Raw genomic sequence first — 18,774 nt, 5'->3', positions numbered from 1 at the left:
TTCATTTTATTTCACAATTGCCATGTACAGTATAGAAGTAAACTAGAACGTATAAATACAGAGGAGTGTTTTATTCATGAATTATCGAGTTGGAATTAGCGCATTACTTGCAGTATCACTATTAGGAGCTTGCGGTAACTCAGAAGATACATCTAAAAAAGAAGAGTCTACACCAAAAACTGAAGTGTCCAAAGACGACGGCACGACTGTAGTAGATGGAATTAAACTAAAAGAACCAGCGAAAGATGAAGTTTGTGCATTCTGTAATATGAAAGCATATGCTAAATCAGATGATATGGGTGCATTCACTGCACAAGCTGTAGATGCAAAAGGAAAGAACTTATTCTTCGATGATGCTGGTTGTATGTTAAACTATGAACGTAAACATAAGGTAACACTTGATAAATTCGTACGTAACTACGATGATAAGAGTTGGATGAAGTTAGATGACGCAATCGTTGTGAAAGGTGATATTAAAACACCTATGAAATATGGTTTCGCATACTTCGGTACGAAAGAAGCAGCAGAATCATTTATCAAAGAACATAAAGAAGCTAAAATTGTTAAAGCGAGCGACATTGATGATGTAGCTCATGAAAGATTTAGCAAAATGGGCGATATGAAACATGATGAACACAAAGGTCATGACGAGCATGAAGGTCATGATGAACATGGTGATCATGATAAAGAACACGACGATAACAGCGGTCACTAATTAAAGATCAAATGAGGGGAATATTTTATTCAATTGAAATATTCCTCTTCACCATTATTGGAGGAGAAAATAATGAAATGGCGTTTCCTATTCGTTTTTTTCATTAGCTTACTCGGTTTTTCAGCACAAGCACACGCGGAAAGTTTACAATCACAAATTGATAAAACTCCAAGTGGCGGTACATTGAAGTTGTTTGATCGCAGCTATTCAGAAAAAGCTACGATTAAAAAACCAATTACAATTATCGGTGGCAAGAAGACATTAATGCGTGCAGGATATGATAATACGGTATTAACAATCGAGAATACGAAGGATGTTACTTTGAAGAATCTTCGTTTTGCTCGATCTCAATCTGCCATAGATGTGAAGAAATCTTCACAAATTCACATTGAGAACATTAAAATGATCTATATGTGGAGTGGTGTTAATATCCGAAATTCTTCTGATGTAACTGTAGATGACTTTACGATGCGTGGTGTCGATGGGCAATATGCGGATAAAGGATCTGGTGTAGCAGCTTACGATAGTAAGAATATTAATATTTCCAATAGCTTTATTACGGAAGTGATGGATGCATATTATTTAGAACGAGTAACAGGTTCGAAAATTATAAATAATAAAGCAACATACAGTCGTTACGGCTTGCATTATATGTACGGAAAAGATATTTATGCCAGAGATAATATGCTTGAGAATAATGTAACCGGAATCATGCTAATGATTGCGAAAAATGCTTTACTTGAAGAAAATACGATTCAATATCAAAGTGACTGGAATAGCTCGGGCTTCACGCTCTATAATGCTGAAAATATCGTCACGAAGAATAATCAATTGATTGGGAATCGTACGGCGATTTCAAGTCAGAATATGAAGAAATCGCATATTTTGGATAATGTATTTTTAACGAACCAAACGGCAGTTGAATTTACAGGTTCATATGAAAAAAATACAGTGAACCATAATGATTTCCTGGGAAATATTGTGAATATACGTTCCGATGGTACAGCGAATGATATTCATGAAAACTTTTATGATGATTACTCAGGCTTTGATGTAGATGAAGATGGTTTTGGAGATGCGAAATATGTTGCACTTCAAAGTTTTGGGCAATGGATGGTTCGTGAACCGGCATACCAATATTTCATCGAATCACCAAGTGTTGTTCTATTAAATCAAATGGATCAGCAAACGAATAAGACGGAGAAAAATCAGTTGGTTGATGAACGTCCACTTATGTCAGCAATTTCAGAGCATAAGGAAGACAAGCCGATGAAGATTTCTTTAATTATAATCGGGAGTTTGATCTTTTTAGCAGGATTATATGGTTGGAGAAGGAGTGTTCGAATTTGAAGAAAAAATGGATGAGCGCAGTTCTTGCGACAAGTATTTTATTAGCTGGTTGTGGTAATAAGGATTTCGAAGCGAAGGAAATTAATCCACAAACTGATATTTGTAAGATTTGTAATATGAGTATTGCGAATGAAAAATATGCAGGACAAATCGCTTTAAAAAATGGCGATTATCAAATGTATGACGATTTAGGTTGCTTAATGCAATCTTATAATAAGACAAAGCATGACGATATTGGCGAAGCATTCATTAAAGATCAAGCCGGTAAAGAATGGTTGAATGTTGAAAAATCAGCCTTCGTATATGAAAAGAGTATTCCAACACCGATGAGTTATGGCGTAGTAGCTTTCAAAGATGAAGCCGCAGCGAAAGAATACGTGAAAAACCAAGGTAACGGGAAAGTTATGAACTTTGATGAGCTAAAAAGCTTTGATTGGGGCGAGTAATCAGCAATGAACCAACTATTTATAAAATTAGAATGGAAGCAAATGTTGCGCAGTCGCTGGATGCAATTAGTCGGTGTACTTTTTATTCTAGTATTCGCAGCAATCGCTTTAATTCAACAACTAGCATTACCAGTGGATGGTTTTACGAGACAGACGGCTAGTTTCTTAAACTTACTATTATTCCTATTACCGTTATTCGTTTTAACGATCGGAAGTATGAGTGTAGCAAGTGATATTGAATCGGGCTGGTATTCATTACTCAAAACATATCCGATGTCTTTAACAGGCTATATTTTCGGGAAATATATTTCTCTAGTATTGTCATTCTTCTTAATACTACTGATGTCATTTGCAGTCGTATTAATTATGAGTGGCGTTGCAGGTTCAGTACAATTACCATTAGTCTTCGTATCGCTATCTGTTTTAACGGTGTTAATATTCGCAGCGATCGCAGTTCTCTGTGGTGTAATTGCGAAAAACCGATTACACGCTTTAGCGCTTGCACTTGTCGTATGGGCAGCGGCGTTATTATTACTACAATATGTATTAATGGCAGTCGGAACATTCGTAGCAGGACACGTGACATTAACATTGACGATTATTATGATGCACTTAAACCCAGCAGAATTCATCCGTTTCGGTTACTTCCTATTCTCTGGTCAAACGACAGTACTCGGCCCTTCATTCTTCGAGTTTACTGATTTCTACAACTCGGTATTCGGCTACTTATTATTCGGTATCGTATGCGCAGCTTGGATTTTAGGACCATTATTCATTGGTCAGTGGATTTTATCACGAAAGGGGCGAGCTGAATGATCTTAAAAGGTGTCGACGTTAAGAAAGTTTACTCCTCTAACAATGGATTACATGGTATTAACTTCGAGTTAAACAGTGGAAGAATCATCGCATTAGCTGGGGGAAATGGTGCTGGTAAAAGTACATTAATCCGCCTATTAATCGGTGAAGAAGAATATGATAGCGGTGAATTACAATGGGAAGACGGCGTATCGATTAAATATATGCCGGATGATATTAACTTCCCACCAACATTAACTGCATTTGAAATTCTACAATTGCTGGCACATTTGAAAAAACTGCCGAAATCAAGCGTAGAAGAAGTATTAAAAAGAGTTGGGCTTTGGGAACATCGCAAACAGCATGTGCGTCAGTTCTCGAAAGGGATGCGCCAAAGATTAAACCTCGCTCAAAGTTTACTTGGAGATGAGAAACTTCTTATTTTGGATGAGCCAACAAATGGTTTAGATTTGTTGTGGATTGCGGAATTGAAGCAAATTCTTCAAGAACAAAAAGAATTAGGGAAAACCATTTTATTCTCGACTCACCTGCTATCATTTGCAGAAGAGTTAGCAGATGATGTGTTGCTACTGCATGATGGTCAAATCTTGATGAACGGTTCTTTAGAAGAAGTGTTATCACAAGAGAAGGCAGATCATTTAGAAGAACTCTTCATGAGAAAAATTGGTCTAATTCGCCAACAAAACAAAAAGTACTAAATAGACCGGGGTAGCACTGAATCGACAGCGCTACCCTTTGTTTTTGAGAATTACATACATTTTTTAACAGAAAAACCATGATGAGATTGACTATAGATGTATTTAACTTCAAAATAGAAAGTAATTATGAATATTGGAGGAAGAAGGATGGACGTACAAAAAAAGTTGCAAGAAGTAATTGAAAACATTGAAAAAGTAATGATTGGTAAAAAACATATAGCAGAACTAAGTGTCATCGCCATTTTAGCGAAAGGTCACGTCCTTTTAGAAGACGTTCCAGGTGTCGGTAAGACGATGATGGTAAGAGCGCTAGCGAAGTCTATGAGCGCTGATTTTAAACGTATTCAATTTACACCTGATTTACTGCCATCAGATGTTATTGGTGTGTCAATTTATAATCCGAAAGAAATGGAATTCTCATTCCGCCCAGGACCGATTATGGGCAATATCATTTTAGCCGATGAAATTAACCGTACTTCTCCAAAGACGCAAGCAGCATTGCTTGAAGCGATGGAAGAAGCTTCTGTAACGATTGATGGCAATACGATGACGTTAGCGCAACCATTCTTCGTCATGGCCACTCAAAATCCAGTTGAGTATGAAGGAACATACCCACTGCCAGAAGCACAGCTTGACCGTTTCCTTTTAAAAATGAAAATGGGCTATCCGACAAAAATGGATGAAGTAGAGATTTTACGCCGAGCAGAAGGTGTCTCACCACTTCAATCATTACAAGCAGTTGTGACTTTAGAAGAATTAATTGAAATGCAAAAACTTGTGGACGAAGTATCGATTTCGGATATGATCAAAAGTTATATTGTCGCAATCGCACAAGAAACAAGAAATCATCCAGCGGTCTATTTAGGGGCGAGTCCACGTGCTTCAATCGCATTAATGAAAGCGACGCAAGCATATGCCTTATTAAAAGGTCGACAATATGTAACGCCTGATGATGTGCAGTATTTAGCGCCATTCGTATTTTCACACCGCCTTATGCTGAAACCGGAAGTTCGTTACGATAATTTATCTGCGGAAGATTTAGTCGGTCGAATTTTGATTAACGTACCTGTTCCAGTTAGAAAGATGGATCATTTATGAAATCGCAAATCCAAAGAGTAACTTCTTCAGTTGTAAGATTGTTGCTCGTTGTACTACTCATTTTAGTGACGCTAACTTTTGCTATTATTCAAGGCGGTTTTTTCCTATGGTTTGTATTTTTTATGTTGCTGCCATTTGTTTGCTTCTCTGCGTTAATTTTTATTGCGCCAATTGGCAATATTACGATTGAGCGAGAAATGAATCGCGACAGATTAATACAGGGCCAATCTATAAAGATGAAGATTATATTGAAGCGAAATTCTTCATGGCCGATTCCATTTTTAGTCGTGCAAGAAGTGGAACCGAGTGGCGTTTTTAGACAGTTAGATGAGAAGGTTACGCGTAAATTAATCCCTATCGGCTTCAAAAAAGAAGTGAGTTGGACGTATGTTGTGGAGAAGCTACCGAGAGGGAAGCATGAGTTATTTGGTTTCCAAGTAGGTGCAGCGGATTCATTAGGATGGGTTCGGAAATCGAAATTCATCGAATCACCGAAAACTTTCATTGTTTATCCACATGTGGAACAAATGCAATTTAACCGTACGATTTCGCATGAACAAGGGCAATTCGGGCAAACAAATCGTAAAAAACAACATCATTCTACAATGGTAGCAAGTGTGCGTGAGTATGCACCAGGTGATCGGATGTCATGGATTCACTGGTCGAGTTTAGCGAAAACAGGTGATTTATATACGAAGGAATTTGAATTTCAGCAATCTGAAGATGTGTGTGTGTTACTTGACGGTATGAAGGGCTATGAGTTTGAAGGGCAAGTATCATTGGCTGCATCATTACTATCAGCAGCGCATCACCAGAAGGAGCATGTGTGCTTCTTAGGAGCGGGTGAGAGACGATTTGAATTAGATCAAGTACACACATTGAACGATGTAGAGAATTTGATGTATTATCTTGCAACCGTATCTCCAACAACGAAAGATATTACAGGTAAATATGATGGCGACGAGTTGTTAACAAGTACGAAAGCTATCATTTTAATTACATCGAATTTGACGAGTAAATGGGTCGAATTATTAGGGAGAAGTGCGAAAAAGGGCAGTGTCCCAATTATTTACGTCGTCACTCGACCGAACTATAAAATTTCCAATGAAGAAATGGCGATTAAAGAATCCGCAGAAAAAATGGGGATTCGTGTGCAGTACACACATATGGGCCACTTCCATGAATTAAGCAAGGGGGCAAACTAATGTCCAATGAATCCGTTGTAAAATGGGGGAAGTTACTATTACTATACGGGCTAATATTTCTCATGTTAGTGGAATGGCTACGTCCAGTAATTGAATTAACAGATACAGGGCATTTAGCTTTGTTACTACTGTTTATCATTATTTGCCTCGCAACAAATATTATTAAAATTAACCCGGTTTTGTCGGTAGCAATCAAGCTCGTCTATATAATTTGGTTTATGCTCTATATCCAAGATCCGCGTGAAGGTACTTTATTGAATAGCCTCGCGAATGGCTTGAAAGCTTTGTTAACAGGTGATTGGTATAGCATTAATGATACGATCAAAACCGTGCTATTTTTAGTTTTACTATGGATGACGATTTATTTAATCCATCATTGGCTAACAATACGTAGATCCATCATGTATTTCTTCATTATGACGATTATCTTTTTAGCGTTGGTGGATACATTTACGACTTACAATGCGGAAATGAGTATCGTTCGTACGATGATTTTAGGGCTGTTATTAACCGGTCTTCTTTTCACGGAGAAATTAATTAGTGAAAATGGAATGCGCGCAAATGTAGCAAACTATGCGAAATTGCTAGTTCCATTGGTGATATTAATTGCATTAAGTGCTTTATTCGCCTATTCAATGCCGAAGAAAGAAGCTTCTGAAAATCTACCTGAACCGATCAATGACATCGTTAAATGGGCAAATTCGAGCATGGGCGCAAAAGGGAAAATCGGCTATGTGGAAGATGATCATCAACTTGGTGGAGATTTTGAAAAAGATGATACACCAGTCTTACAATATACTTCTGAAACACCTCAATATATGCGCATCGAATCGAAGTCATTGTATACAGGTCGCGGTTGGGAACGTCCAAAAGGTGATATATTCGTCAACACTTTCAAATATCGCCAAGACGTGAAAACTTCCATTCCAAAAGGGCGCAAAAAAGATACTACGACAATGGCAATTACGATGGATAAGAAATATAATTTCCTCGTTCAGCCATATGGTGTCGAAAAAGTGCTTCATAGTAATGTGAAGAAAAATAAATTTTACATTGAAGTGGATTCTGGGAAAATCCGCGCTATGCAAGGGAAGGAACAACTTTCTCTTCTAAATTATAGTTACGAATATAGCCCACCACTTTATGAAGAATCAAAATTGAACGCTTCAAGAGTGAATCAAATTAGAAGTGAAGAAATTCTTACTAAAGAAGAAAAGGAAAGCTATTTACAAGTTCCGAAAAACCTTCCGGATCGAGTTGGCGCTTTAGCTGAAGAGATTACGAAGAATGAGAAAAGTGTCAATGACAAAGCGAATGCAGTTGTTGATTACTTTAAAACAGCAGGCTATGAATATTCTCGTCTAAATGTAGGTTATCCAAAAGGAAAAGAAGATTATGTCGATCGATTCCTATTTGATACGAAGATTGGTTATTGTGATAACTTTTCATCTTCAATGGTTGTTATGATGCGTACACTTGGCATTCCTACGCGTTGGGTGAAAGGTTTTGCCCCTGGTGAGCGAATTGTAAGTGCTGGCGAATCTTCGAATGAAGAGAAATACAGTATTACGAACAATAACGCACACTCATGGGTAGAAGTGTATGTGCCGAAAGTTGGTTGGATGCCGTTTGAACCGACTATTGGTTTCGAAGGATTTGAACAACTAGAAGAAGAAAAAGCTTCTGACACTGCACCGAAAACAGAAGATGCTAAAAAAGAAAAAGAAGAAAAGAAAAAGCAAGAAGAGAAAAAAGCTCAAAATGAAAAAGAAGAAAAAATTCAAGAAAAGCAATTAAAGAAAGAGAAAGAAGCGCAGAAACAACCAGAGAAAAAAGAGGAGAATAAAGCCTCGATTACTTGGTTGTGGTGGACGCTTGCCGCAATTGGATTACTAGTTGTTACAATCTTATTTAATCAACGTCGAAAAATAATGCCGACTTTATTAATTTGGTACTACAACAAAAAGAACCCAAGTTTAAGTAAGGCATATGAAAAAGTAGTGAGCCGATTAGATAAGCAACTCGGATTAAAACGAGAAGATGGCGAAACATTACATGGATATGCAATGAGAGTCGACAGTTACTTAAAAACGAATGACTTTTCAACGTTGACAAGTTATATGGAGCAGGAACTATACAATCCTGATGCTGAACTTGCGAAGTGGATTGATTTTAAAGAATGTTGGGAAAATTTAATCAATCAAACAAGAGGTTGATTTTAAGTCATACAAAAGGTAAACTAAATGCAAAGTATAATAATTGAATTACCCTCATATATGTTCGATAATAAGGTTCGAATGTTTCTACCAAGTTGCCGTAAATGACTTGACTATGAAGGTGACTGAACGGTTACCATTATGAAACAGAACTTAGTAGATCATCTTTTAGTTGAGAGTAGACGCGTAGAAAATAAACGATTATTTTCCTACGCGTTTTTTCTAATAGAGACTCCCTTATATTTTGAGCAAATGAAGTAATCAATTAATTTTAATGAAGAGGTGGAACTTTTGTCAGTAAGCACAAATTTAGTGAAACAAGAAAAGATCATCGTTCTTGATTTCGGTAGTCAATACAATCAATTAATTACTCGTCGTATTCGTGAATTTGGTGTGTATAGTGAATTACATCCCCACACAGTTACAGCTGAAGAATTAAAAGCTATGAACGCTACAGGCGTAATCTTCTCAGGTGGCCCTAATTCAGTATATGGTGAAAATGCTTTCCGCATTGACGAAGCTATTTTCGAATTAGGTTTACCAATTCTAGGTATTTGCTATGGTATGCAATTAATGGCTCATACTCTTGGCGGTAAAGTTGAAAAAGCTGGAAACAGTGAATATGGTAAAGCAGAGATTCAAATCCTTGCTGAAAACTCTCTATTCGCAGATCTTCCAACTGAACAAGTAGTATGGATGAGTCACGGTGATTTAGTAACTGAAACACCTGAAGGCTTTACAACTGTTGCTACAAGCGAATCTTGCCCAATCTCTGCTATGGCAGACGAAAAACGCAAATTCTATGCAGTTCAATTCCACCCAGAAGTACGTCACTCTGTTTACGGTAATGAATTACTACGTCACTTTGCTATGGATATTTGTAAAGCAAAAGGCGACTGGTCAATGGAAAACTTCATTGAAATGCAAGTTGAAAAAATCCGTAACCAAGTTGGCGACAAAAAAGTTCTTTGCGCACTTTCAGGCGGCGTAGATTCATCAGTTGTTGCTGTATTAATTCACAGAGCAATCGGTGATCAACTTACTTGTATGTTCGTAGACCACAACCTTAACCGTAAAGGCGAAGTTGCCCAAGTTATGAAAACATTCACGGAAGATTTCGATATGAACTTAATCAAAATCGATGCTCGTGAACGCTTCATGAACAAACTAAAAGGCGTTTCTGATCCAGAGAAAAAACGTAAAATTATTGGTAACGAATTCATTTACGTATTCGATGAAGAAGCAGCTAAATTAGACGGCATGGACTTCCTTGCGCAAGGTACACTTTACACTGACATTATCGAATCAGGTACAGCTACAGCTCAAACAATCAAATCTCACCATAACGTTGGTGGTCTTCCAGAAGATATGCAATTTGAATTAATCGAGCCATTAAACACATTATTCAAAGACGAAGTACGTTTACTAGGTCTTGAATTAGGTCTTGATGAAAAAGTAGTGTGGCGCCAACCATTCCCAGGCCCAGGTCTAGGAATCCGCGTACTTGGTGAAGTAACAGAAGAAAAACTAAACATCGTTCGTGAATCTGATTACATCTTACGTGACGAAATCGCTAAAGCCGGTCTTGACCGCGACATCTGGCAATACTTCACTGTATTACCTGACATCCGCTCAGTAGGCGTAATGGGCGACCAACGCACATACGATTACACAATCGGTATCCGCGCAGTAACATCAATCGACGGTATGACATCTGACTGGGCACGTATCCCTTGGGACGTCCTAGAAAAAATCTCAGTCCGCATTGTAAACGAAGTTGATCACATCAACCGCTGTGTCTATGACATTACGTCTAAGCCACCAGCAACTATTGAGTGGGAATAAATAAGCCTTAACAAAAAAACAAAGACTATGCGTGCAAGCTCGCTTGCAGACGCATAGTCTCTTTTTTGTTAGAGCAACTATGTTGCTCAGGTGAGCATAGCTCACCAAGGATTATTTGCGACGAGGATGCGAAGCACCGCAGGAGCAACCACTAGAGTTGAAGGAGAACTGGAGAAGGAACACTTAGGGGTTACTCCTGCGACCGGAGCGAAGCGGGAGGGAGCACGGAAGGATGAAAGGAAAAGCAGAGAAGAAAAACCCGAAGGAGCAACCACTAGAGTCGAAGGAGAACTAGAGAAGAAAAGCGCACGGGGTTACTCCTGCGACCGGAGCGAAGCGGGAGGGAGCACGGAAGGTGAAAGGAAAAGCAGAGAAGAAAAACCCGCAGGAGCAACCACTGGAGTCGAAGAAGAACTAGAGAAGAAAAGAACGGGGTTACTCCTGCGACCGGAGCGAAGCGGGAGGGAGCACGGAAGATGGAAGCGAAACCTGAGAAGAAAAACCCGCAGGAGCAACCACTAGAGTAGAAGATAAACTAGAGTAGAAGATAAACTAGAGTAGAAAAGTAGGGAAGTTATAAAGTTAGAAAAGCTCATTTATTAGCTACTTCTTTTACTGAATCAGAAAGGATAGATAGAAAGTCACTTTAAGAACTGTGTGATATCTACGTGAATAATCTGTAATGAATTTATCATTTGTTAAAAAGTGTATTCCTGTTATCATTAAATAGGGAATAAATCACATTTTTATAATCCGAATTGCTATGTCGGATTGTTTCAGTAGTATTATATACAGTATTAGTAACTACTAAAAGCGTAAATCGAATAGTAATTCTAAATTAATCTATAGCCTTGATTTTTAACAGACTTGATAGATTCTATTTTAAGGAGGAGTTTAAAATAAATATTAACAAGGAAGAATTTTTGGTGAAATACAGTTTTGAAAGTAATGTTTTAGAAAAAAATAATATTAATTGGGAGACGTTAATTGATATTTATAATGATTTTGAAAGTTATAAAGAAACCTTAGAAGAATATGCGAATTTAATATCAGGATTGCTAAGAAAACAAGACAAAGTACATACTGTGCGGACAAGAATTAAGGATTCAGAACATTTAATCGCAAAACTCATAAGAAAAACACTGGGAAGAAAAAATGAATATGGTAATGAATTTCAATTTACGGTAGAGAATTATAGAAATGAAATTACAGATTTAATTGGAGTTCGTGTAATTCATATATTTAAAGAAGATTGGTTGAGCATTCATAATTTTATATCGGGTAATTGGATAGTTAAAGAGTCACAGGCAAATATTCGTGAGGGTGATAATCAAAACAATTACACAAATTTAGGTGTACAAATTAACTCGCGAAAAACAGGATATAGGTCAGTACATTATCTTATCGAATTTATGCCGACAATTCAAAAAATTATTGTAGAAGTTCAAGTTAGAACAATTTTTGAAGAAGGTTATGGAGAAGTAGATCATCAACTTAGTTATCCAAATAGCAATGTTCCAAGTGTTTTAACATTAAATTTATTGATGCTAAATCGTTTAGCAGGTAGCGCAGATGAAATGGCTTCTGCTGTGAAATTAATTAAAAATGAATGGGCAAACATGCAATTTTCTTTAAGTGAAAAAGAACAAGAAATTGAAAAGTTAAAATCGAAAATAAATTCATTAGATATTAAACAAGAGCAAAAGGATTCTTTAGTTGAGGATTTGGATAAAGTAAAAACTAACAATATATGGAGTTCGATTAAGATGAATCCAACATTAACTTCAAAAGATCTAGCATCAGCATTAAAACAAGTAAATATGAATCCAGCATTAACTTCAAAAGATCTAGCATCAGCATTAAAACAAGTAAATATGAATCCAGCGCTAACTTTAAAAGGCCTAGCATCAGCGCTAAATCTAGAAAAAATGAATCCAGCATTAACTGCTGTAGAGATGAAGGACACTGTCTCAGGGGAAGTGAGTAAGACTAAAAAGAAGAAAAAATAAATATTTCAAGTTGGATTTTTTAGATTGAATTAATATTCAACTTTAGTTTTCTTAGTTCTAACTTGAATATCTATTAGTGTTTCAATGTGAACTAAATCATATCCTCCCCCCGCACAAACTTCTCATTAATTTTTTTAATCGTTTCTTTCGTTCGCCAATCCAATTTCACAACTTGCAGGTGATCATCTTCATGTAGCAAAATTTCACCTGTGCCATATTGTTTGAAATAAGGAGGTTTCTCAAGAGGTGTGACCGTAAAAGTATCTATGAAAATCAATTCTGCTTTTGAACTAATCAAATTCTTTAGTTGTATTCTATGTTGGGGCGTATGACCGATGATCTGTTTCAAATGTTTTTCATTCGGATGGCGTGATAATTCTTTGGCATCTGCCCAGATTGGACTACCCGAGATATAATTGCCACCACGAGAAATCCCTACATGTTTATTCAACCATTCAACATGCTCAATTGAGTTTTCAGTGATTTTCTCAAAATGCCAATCTTTTAATTCATAATCCACTGTGTAACCTGCATGACTAACTAAGAAATCCCCAAGCTCATAAGCGATTTGTAAATCTAATTTCAACAATTTTTCCCGCACTTGTTTAAAGCCAGCAACGTCTCTCAATGAATAATGCACTGGTTTATTCGTTAAATAAGAAGCATCGTGATTTCCAAGTAACATAATAACTTTAATCGACTGCGCTTCTAATTTTTCTTTAAATGCGAATAAATAATTCACCTCATCAAGATAAAGTGCTGTATTTTCAGTTTGGTAATAAGCATCTGTATAATCACCTAAGAAAATAACTTGATCACACTTTTCAGCCAGTATTTTCTTTTCAACCATTGGCAAAACTATTTGTGCAGTTAAATGAAGATCACCGATTAATAAGGTTTTCATTATTTCTCCTCTTTTCTTATTGGTATTATTGAGTGAAAGTATATCAAATACAAAAACAGAGGTGCATCACATGGACAAGGAAACATGGACAACTGTTCAAGAAGCGATTGATGAAGGACAGGAATTGAGCTTTGATTACAAAGGTGAAGAATGGTGGATCAGTAGAGTGGATGGAGAACTAAGCTTTCTCTTAACGAGATCTTCAGATAGCTATACACAGTATTTCAAAACTGCTGAAGAATTATATACGAAAGGTATGATTGAAGGTAAACCATTTATTGAAAGAATAGAAGAATTATAAAAATATTAATGATTCTTCTTACTAGCGACAGGGTCTTTACTAATCGAATAAATAATTACTAACGGGAAAAATAAAATCGAAAGAAATAGTGATTCAAGTACGATGGATGTCATGACGTGAAAGAAAAACTCTTTAATTTGTCTAATCATTTGATGAACCCTTTCTATACGTGTATTTACTTCAGAATAAACGAAAGTCATATTTCCGTACATAATAAAAATACAGCAATTTTAGTACATACAAAAAGCGAGGTAGAAAGATCATCCATCTTTCCACCTCGCTATTTTATTTGTCTTCAAGATCTACGACAGGGATGACTGCGCTTTTCGAATTTGTATTCGAGCAGCCTGTTAAAAAGTAAGCAGTTTTTGAACCTTCCGAACGCTTATTAAAAGAACTACAGTGAATGACTGTATTCGGACTATCTTCTGAACCAATCGCCGTATAGACAATCTCGCCTTTCTCGAACTCAAGCTTTGTTCGAGTAGGATCTGTGCCATTCGAATGAATTGTTTTAATACGCAATTCACTGCTCGTATTATTTTGAACATCATCGTAAAATGACTTCACAAGTTTAGCATTTGTCACATTAGCGCCTTCAACTTGCACCTCTTTCTTTTGGCCACAGCCGAATAAGAGTAAAGAACAACTAATCGAAATGCCAACTACACGCAATACTTTCATGAGTAAAATCCTCCTTCTATATGTAAAAACCACCTAACACAAGGTAGCGTTATTTCCTATTCCTTTTCCCAGCGAAATGATCGTAAGCTTTTACCCACTCATCCATCGACATTTTCTGAACAAGTTCGCCAATCAAATCAAACGGAACTTTTTTAGCATTTGTAAATCGAATACAACTTTTCCCCATATTCAATTTCGTCGGTACAACTTCCGCATACTTCTCCTCAAACCATTGTAGTAAAGGTTGATTCCCCATGATGCCCATATGATAGACAGCTAAATGTTTCTTTTGATAGCCTACAGAAATGAAAGGTACAGGTTCATCTGCACGATTTAAGTAGCCATCTGGATAAACTGCCAAAGGGACAACCCATGTAATCATGCCATATTGCATACGTTCTTCGAAACCTTCAGGCATATTATCTTTTACAACTTCATACAATTGAAGGAATGCATCGCGGCGATCTTCGTCAATACTTGCTAAGTAATTTTCAATTTCCGGCATAGGGAAACCTCCCGGGATTCGTTTCTTTCATTATATAATATCGATGAGAATTGATAAAGACACGCGTCATAGCATATAATATAGATAGCTTAACTATATCGTGGGGTGAAATCATGACAGAAAATACACCGAAAAAGAAAATGACGTTACAAGAAGCCGTTTTACAACAGCTTGAAAAGAAGAAAAACAAAGCTGCAGGAAACAATGGCGGTAAAAACGGTAGTACAAATACGAAACAAATGAAGAGTCAACAAGCTAAACAAACAAGTTCTGCTAGACGTAAAATGGGTAGCTAATTTGCCTATGGAAGAGTGTCGCTATTGAAGCGAGGCTCTTTTTTTATGCGTTAAAATAAGTGATTTTTAATATAAAATGACAACTTTGCGTAATTATTAACATATTTAGTAACGGAACTGTAATGATTTTGAAGCCGATGTCATATTTTTGTGTGCTAATCTATGTATAGATTAAATGAATGTACGTGGCACACTAATAAAAACAAAGGTGGAATTCAAAACATGAAATCAATTAAAACAGTAGCACTTGGAACGGTAGTAGCGGCAGGATTATTCGGAGCAGCATCAATGACAGCGAGTGCTGATACTTCATATACAGTACAACCGGGCGATACTTTAAGTAAAATATCTCAGAAATTTGTAGGGAATACATCATTAGTTTCAACTATTGTTTCAACAAATAATATTGCGAATCAACATTTGATTTTTGCGGGAGCGACAATTACGATTCCTTCATCAACGGTAGTGAGTACGAATAATGTAGCACCAGTACAAAAACAAGCAGCACCGAAGCAATATGTAGCGCCAGTACAAAAACAAGCAGCGCCGAAACAATATGTAGCACCAGTGCAAAAACAAGCAGCGCCGAAACAATATGTAGCACCAGTGCAAAAACAAGTAGCGCAACCAAAAATTCAAAAAACTTCTTCATATAAAGGAAATTCATCATCAGCAAAAGCTTGGATTGCGAATAAAGAATCAGGTGGATCTTATAGCGCTCGTAGTGCATCTGGAAAATACATCGGTAAATATCAATTAACAGATTCATATTTAAATGGTGATTATTCTCCAGCGAATCAGGAAAAAGTGGCGGATCGTTATGTAAGCCAACGCTATGGTTCATGGGATAATGCGAAAAAAGCTTGGTTAAAACAAGGTTGGTATTAATAGTTGGCTGCATAACTCAAAGTTGTGCAGCTTTTTTTGATGGAAGGGGCATAGTATAATCCATATAGAGAGATGGAGGGGTTATATATGGTGAAAATTGAGAAACCAAGAGTAAATGAAGATTATGAGTATCGTCCATTCCAAGATATTTTATTAGAAGAAGATCCAGAACTATCGAATTGCAATGTAAGAGATGCGGAGTTTGAATCGGATATGTTGGATCGTGCGAGATTGTCGAATATGATCATTCGCAATAGCCGATTTACAGAAACGGATTTCCAAGGAATTGACCTATTAGATGTACGTTTTGAAAACTGTGATTTTTCGAATGCGAATTTAAGTAAAGCGTCGATTCATAGAGTGGAGTTCGTTAATTGTAAATTGCTTGGAGCGGATTTAACCGAGAGCAGCATCGGGAATGTATCATTTGAGGAATGTAATATTAGTATGGCGATGTTCGGAGAGTCGAAATTGGAGAAGGTGCAATTTACCGAATGTAAAATGAATAGTGCTGATTTCTTTTCACTTAAGCATAAGCAATTGGTTTTTGATCGTTGCCAATTAACGGCTGTGAATTTCCAGGATACGAAGATGAAAGGGTTAGATATTAGTACTTCTTCGTTTGAAGAGTTGACGGTCACGATTGATTTCTTAAGTGGATGCAAGGTTTCGGGCGAACAAGCCATCTATTTTGCAAAATTACTTGGCCTACAAGTGACGGATCTATAAAAGTAAGTTTTTTCTAATACACGAACTATATTTTACTTAACTTAAATAATGTTCGGAAAAACTGTTGCATTTCAAAAAAGACCATGATATATTATGAAAGTAATTAAATAACGTCGTCGTATAAAGCTGAGAATAAGGCTCAGGAGTTTCTACCAAGTAACCGTAAATTACTTGACTACGATTGAATGGGTTGCTGACCTATTCGTACTATGTCTTACATAGAATCGGAGCATACGACTTAAAAAAGTTGTATGCTTTTTTATATTTTTGACGACACTCGGAGGATTTATAACATGAAAAAGTATTTCCAATTTGAAGAGCTCGGTACTAATTACCGTCGCGAGATCATTGGGGGAGTTACAACATTCTTAGCAATGGCTTACATTCTGGCAGTAAACCCAGAAATGTTATCATCGACAGGAATGGATAAAGGTGCAGTATTCGTAGCAACAGCAGTAGCAGCAATTATTGGTTCATTAATTATGGGGATCTTAGCTAAATACCCAATCGCATTAGCACCGGGTATGGGCTTGAACGCATTCTTTGCTTTCACAGTAGTAGCAGCATATGGTATTCCTTGGCAAACTGGTTTAACAGGCGTATTCTTCTCAGGTATTATTTTCATCATTCTTTCACTTACAGGTATTCGTGAAACAATTATTAACGCCATTCCAGTTCAATTAAAATATGCAGTATCAGCAGGTATTGGATTATTCATCACTTTTGTTGGTTTAAAAGGTGCAGGAATTATCGTTGCTGATGAAGCTACACTAATAACATTAGGTAACTTCACACAAGGAAGTACATTACTAGCAGTAGCGGGTATCGTAATCGCAGTAATCTTAATGGTCAGAAAAGTTCCAGGAGCAATCTTCATTACAATTATCCTGTCAACAATCATTGGTATGCTTACAGGTGTTATTGAAGTTCCGAAAGCAATCGTTTCATCTATTCCAAGTCTTGCACCAACATTCGGTGTTGCACTTGATCCGATCTTAAACGATTTCTCATCATTATTAAATCTTAAATTCTTAATCGTTGTACTTACATTCTTATTCGTAGATTTCTTCGATACAGCTGGTACATTAATGGCTGTAGCGGATAAAGCAGGATTAGTTAAAAATAATAAATTACCACGTGCAGGTCGCGCATTAATGTCAGACGCACTTGGTACAACAATTGGTTCAGTTCTTGGTACATCTACAACGACTGCTTATGTAGAATCTACAGCAGGTGTTGCTGCAGGCGCACGTTCAGGGTTCGCAGCAGTTGTAACAGCAATTTTATTCGGTATTTCGTTATTCTTCTTCCCGTTACTAGATGTTATTACATCAGCAGTAACAGCACCGGCGTTAGTAATCGTTGGTATTCTAATGGTTTCTTCATTGAAATTAATCGAATGGGATAAATTCGAGATCGCAGTACCGGCTTTCTTAACAATGATCATGATGCCATTAGGTTATAGTATCGCTTCTGGTATCGCGGTTGGATTCATTTTCTACCCAATTACAATGTTACTTGCAGGTCGTCGTAAAGAAGTTCACTGGATTATGTACTTATTATTCTTCGTGTTCATCGCTTACTTCATCTGGGTAAGGTAGTTCAAAAACAAACGCATTATATAGAAGAAACTCGAAAACCAGAAACGGTTTTCGAGTTTTTTTATGTAGAAGAATAAGCGTAGGGAAATTAAGTGTAGGAAAAGTGTTGACAGTATAGTGTTTAAAGCGTATAGTTATCAACGTTGCCTCAACAAGTTGTACAAAACGTTTTAATAGTGATTAAAATAGTTGTTGACTTTCATGAGAGTAGCGCTTATAATAATATAAGTCGTCAAGCAAGACGCGAACGAAACTTAAAAAAACAACTTGAAAAAAGTTGTTGACATCATCAAGTTATCTTGATATAATAAGTGAGTCGCTAACAAGTGACGCAAACAAAACATGAACCTTGAAAACTAAACAAGCAAGAAGTTAATCACAATAAAGTCTTATCACTTAGTGGTAAGCAATTGTTATCATAGATAACGCTAGCAAAGCAAATGAGCTTTCAAACACTTTTTATGGAGA

The 18,774-nt window shown here is 36.8% G+C and carries 19 protein-coding genes and 2 riboswitches; of the genes, 15 read left to right on the top strand and 4 right to left on the bottom strand.

From position 1 onward, the window contains the following. Positions 1 to 76 precede the first annotated feature (76 nt). From DF281_RS05875 to DF281_RS05825, 10 genes are all read left to right on the top strand, one after another. Positions 77 to 715 carry a nitrous oxide reductase accessory protein NosL gene (locus DF281_RS05875; RefSeq protein ID WP_109349323.1) on the top strand — a complete coding sequence of 213 codons (639 nt, stop codon included), beginning with the start codon at positions 77 to 79 and terminating at the stop codon, positions 713 to 715. 72 nt (positions 716 to 787) lie between these two features. Beyond that, a complete protein-coding gene (locus tag DF281_RS05870) occupies positions 788 to 2,065 on the top strand; it encodes a right-handed parallel beta-helix repeat-containing protein (RefSeq protein WP_109349322.1) in 1,278 nt (425 codons plus the stop codon). Next, positions 2,062 to 2,511, top strand: a complete 450-nt coding sequence (locus tag DF281_RS05865; RefSeq protein ID WP_109349321.1) for a nitrous oxide reductase accessory protein NosL — start codon at positions 2,062 to 2,064, stop codon at positions 2,509 to 2,511. The genes DF281_RS05870 and DF281_RS05865 overlap by 4 nt, the downstream gene beginning before the upstream one ends. A 6-nt stretch (positions 2,512 to 2,517) precedes the next feature. Beyond that, on the top strand, positions 2,518 to 3,327 hold the full coding sequence (locus DF281_RS05860; protein WP_109349320.1) for an ABC transporter permease: 810 nt from the start codon (positions 2,518 to 2,520) through the stop codon (positions 3,325 to 3,327). Next, positions 3,324 to 4,025, top strand: coding sequence for an ABC transporter ATP-binding protein (locus tag DF281_RS05855; protein WP_109349319.1), 702 nt, complete (start codon positions 3,324 to 3,326; stop codon positions 4,023 to 4,025). The genes DF281_RS05860 and DF281_RS05855 overlap by 4 nt, the downstream gene beginning before the upstream one ends. A gap of 147 nt (positions 4,026 to 4,172) precedes the next feature. Continuing rightward, positions 4,173 to 5,123: an AAA family ATPase gene (locus DF281_RS05850; RefSeq protein WP_109349318.1), complete on the top strand. Its 951-nt coding sequence runs from the start codon at positions 4,173 to 4,175 to the stop codon at positions 5,121 to 5,123. Next, on the top strand, positions 5,120 to 6,328 hold the full coding sequence (locus tag DF281_RS05845; protein WP_109349317.1) for a DUF58 domain-containing protein: 1,209 nt from the start codon (positions 5,120 to 5,122) through the stop codon (positions 6,326 to 6,328). The genes DF281_RS05850 and DF281_RS05845 overlap by 4 nt, the downstream gene beginning before the upstream one ends. Next, positions 6,328 to 8,544 carry a transglutaminase-like domain-containing protein gene (locus tag DF281_RS05840; RefSeq protein WP_109349316.1) on the top strand — a complete coding sequence of 739 codons (2,217 nt, stop codon included), beginning with the start codon at positions 6,328 to 6,330 and terminating at the stop codon, positions 8,542 to 8,544. The genes DF281_RS05845 and DF281_RS05840 overlap by 1 nt, the downstream gene beginning before the upstream one ends. A 34-nt stretch (positions 8,545 to 8,578) precedes the next feature. Then, a riboswitch (purine riboswitch) is annotated at positions 8,579 to 8,680 on the top strand. Between the two features lie 155 nt (positions 8,681 to 8,835). Then, complete coding sequence (gene guaA / locus DF281_RS05835; RefSeq protein WP_109349315.1) at positions 8,836 to 10,389, top strand: glutamine-hydrolyzing GMP synthase; 1,554 nt, start codon at positions 8,836 to 8,838, stop codon at positions 10,387 to 10,389. A 926-nt stretch (positions 10,390 to 11,315) separates the two neighbouring features. Next, the gene (locus tag DF281_RS05825; RefSeq protein ID WP_206058889.1) at positions 11,316 to 12,398 is read left to right on the top strand and encodes a RelA/SpoT domain-containing protein; all 1,083 of its coding nucleotides are present in this window, start codon (positions 11,316 to 11,318) and stop codon (positions 12,396 to 12,398) included. Between the two features lie 91 nt (positions 12,399 to 12,489). Here DF281_RS05825 and DF281_RS05820 read toward each other — a convergent pair whose 3' ends face one another. After that, complete coding sequence (locus DF281_RS05820; protein WP_109349313.1) at positions 12,490 to 13,302, bottom strand: metallophosphoesterase family protein; 813 nt, start codon at positions 13,300 to 13,302, stop codon at positions 12,490 to 12,492. 70 nt (positions 13,303 to 13,372) lie between these two features. Here DF281_RS05820 and DF281_RS05815 point away from each other — a divergent pair, with 70 nt between their 5' ends. Further along, on the top strand, positions 13,373 to 13,603 hold the full coding sequence (locus DF281_RS05815) for a hypothetical protein (protein WP_109349312.1): 231 nt from the start codon (positions 13,373 to 13,375) through the stop codon (positions 13,601 to 13,603). Positions 13,604 to 13,608: 5 nt separating this feature from the next. Here the strand turns inward: DF281_RS05815 and DF281_RS14710 are convergent, their stop codons facing one another. The 3 genes from DF281_RS14710 to DF281_RS05805 all read right to left on the bottom strand — a co-directional run bounded on the left by DF281_RS14710 (position 13,609) and on the right by DF281_RS05805 (position 14,792). Then, positions 13,609 to 13,752 (bottom strand): hypothetical protein, encoded by a 144-nt coding sequence (locus DF281_RS14710; RefSeq protein WP_166636085.1) that lies wholly within the window; start codon positions 13,750 to 13,752, stop codon positions 13,609 to 13,611. A gap of 136 nt (positions 13,753 to 13,888) precedes the next feature. Further along, on the bottom strand, positions 13,889 to 14,287 hold the full coding sequence (locus DF281_RS05810; protein WP_109349311.1) for a hypothetical protein: 399 nt from the start codon (positions 14,285 to 14,287) through the stop codon (positions 13,889 to 13,891). Between the two features lie 49 nt (positions 14,288 to 14,336). Continuing rightward, a complete protein-coding gene (locus DF281_RS05805) occupies positions 14,337 to 14,792 on the bottom strand; it encodes a DUF1801 domain-containing protein (protein ID WP_109349310.1) in 456 nt (151 codons plus the stop codon). A 113-nt stretch (positions 14,793 to 14,905) separates the two neighbouring features. On the opposite strand from DF281_RS05805, the gene DF281_RS05800 reads away from it, so the two are divergent. The 4 genes from DF281_RS05800 to DF281_RS05785 all read left to right on the top strand — a co-directional run bounded on the left by DF281_RS05800 (position 14,906) and on the right by DF281_RS05785 (position 18,306). Then, positions 14,906 to 15,088, top strand: a complete 183-nt coding sequence (locus tag DF281_RS05800; protein ID WP_109349309.1) for a hypothetical protein — start codon at positions 14,906 to 14,908, stop codon at positions 15,086 to 15,088. A 222-nt stretch (positions 15,089 to 15,310) separates the two neighbouring features. Next, positions 15,311 to 15,976 (top strand): aggregation-promoting factor, encoded by a 666-nt coding sequence (apf, locus tag DF281_RS05795; protein ID WP_109349308.1) that lies wholly within the window; start codon positions 15,311 to 15,313, stop codon positions 15,974 to 15,976. A 90-nt stretch (positions 15,977 to 16,066) separates the two neighbouring features. Next, positions 16,067 to 16,705, top strand: a complete 639-nt coding sequence (locus tag DF281_RS05790; protein WP_109349361.1) for a pentapeptide repeat-containing protein — start codon at positions 16,067 to 16,069, stop codon at positions 16,703 to 16,705. A 96-nt stretch (positions 16,706 to 16,801) separates the two neighbouring features. Continuing rightward, positions 16,802 to 16,903, top strand: a riboswitch (purine riboswitch). 95 nt (positions 16,904 to 16,998) lie between these two features. Continuing rightward, the gene (locus DF281_RS05785) at positions 16,999 to 18,306 is read left to right on the top strand and encodes an NCS2 family permease (protein ID WP_109349307.1); all 1,308 of its coding nucleotides are present in this window, start codon (positions 16,999 to 17,001) and stop codon (positions 18,304 to 18,306) included. Positions 18,307 to 18,774: the final 468 nt, after the last annotated feature.

This window comes from Kurthia zopfii (assembly GCF_003143955.1).
Taxonomy (GTDB): domain Bacteria; phylum Bacillota; class Bacilli; order Bacillales_A; family Planococcaceae; genus Kurthia; species Kurthia zopfii.
The sequence above is the reverse complement of the archived record's forward strand: the minus strand, read 5'-3'. Positions and strand labels throughout refer to the sequence as shown.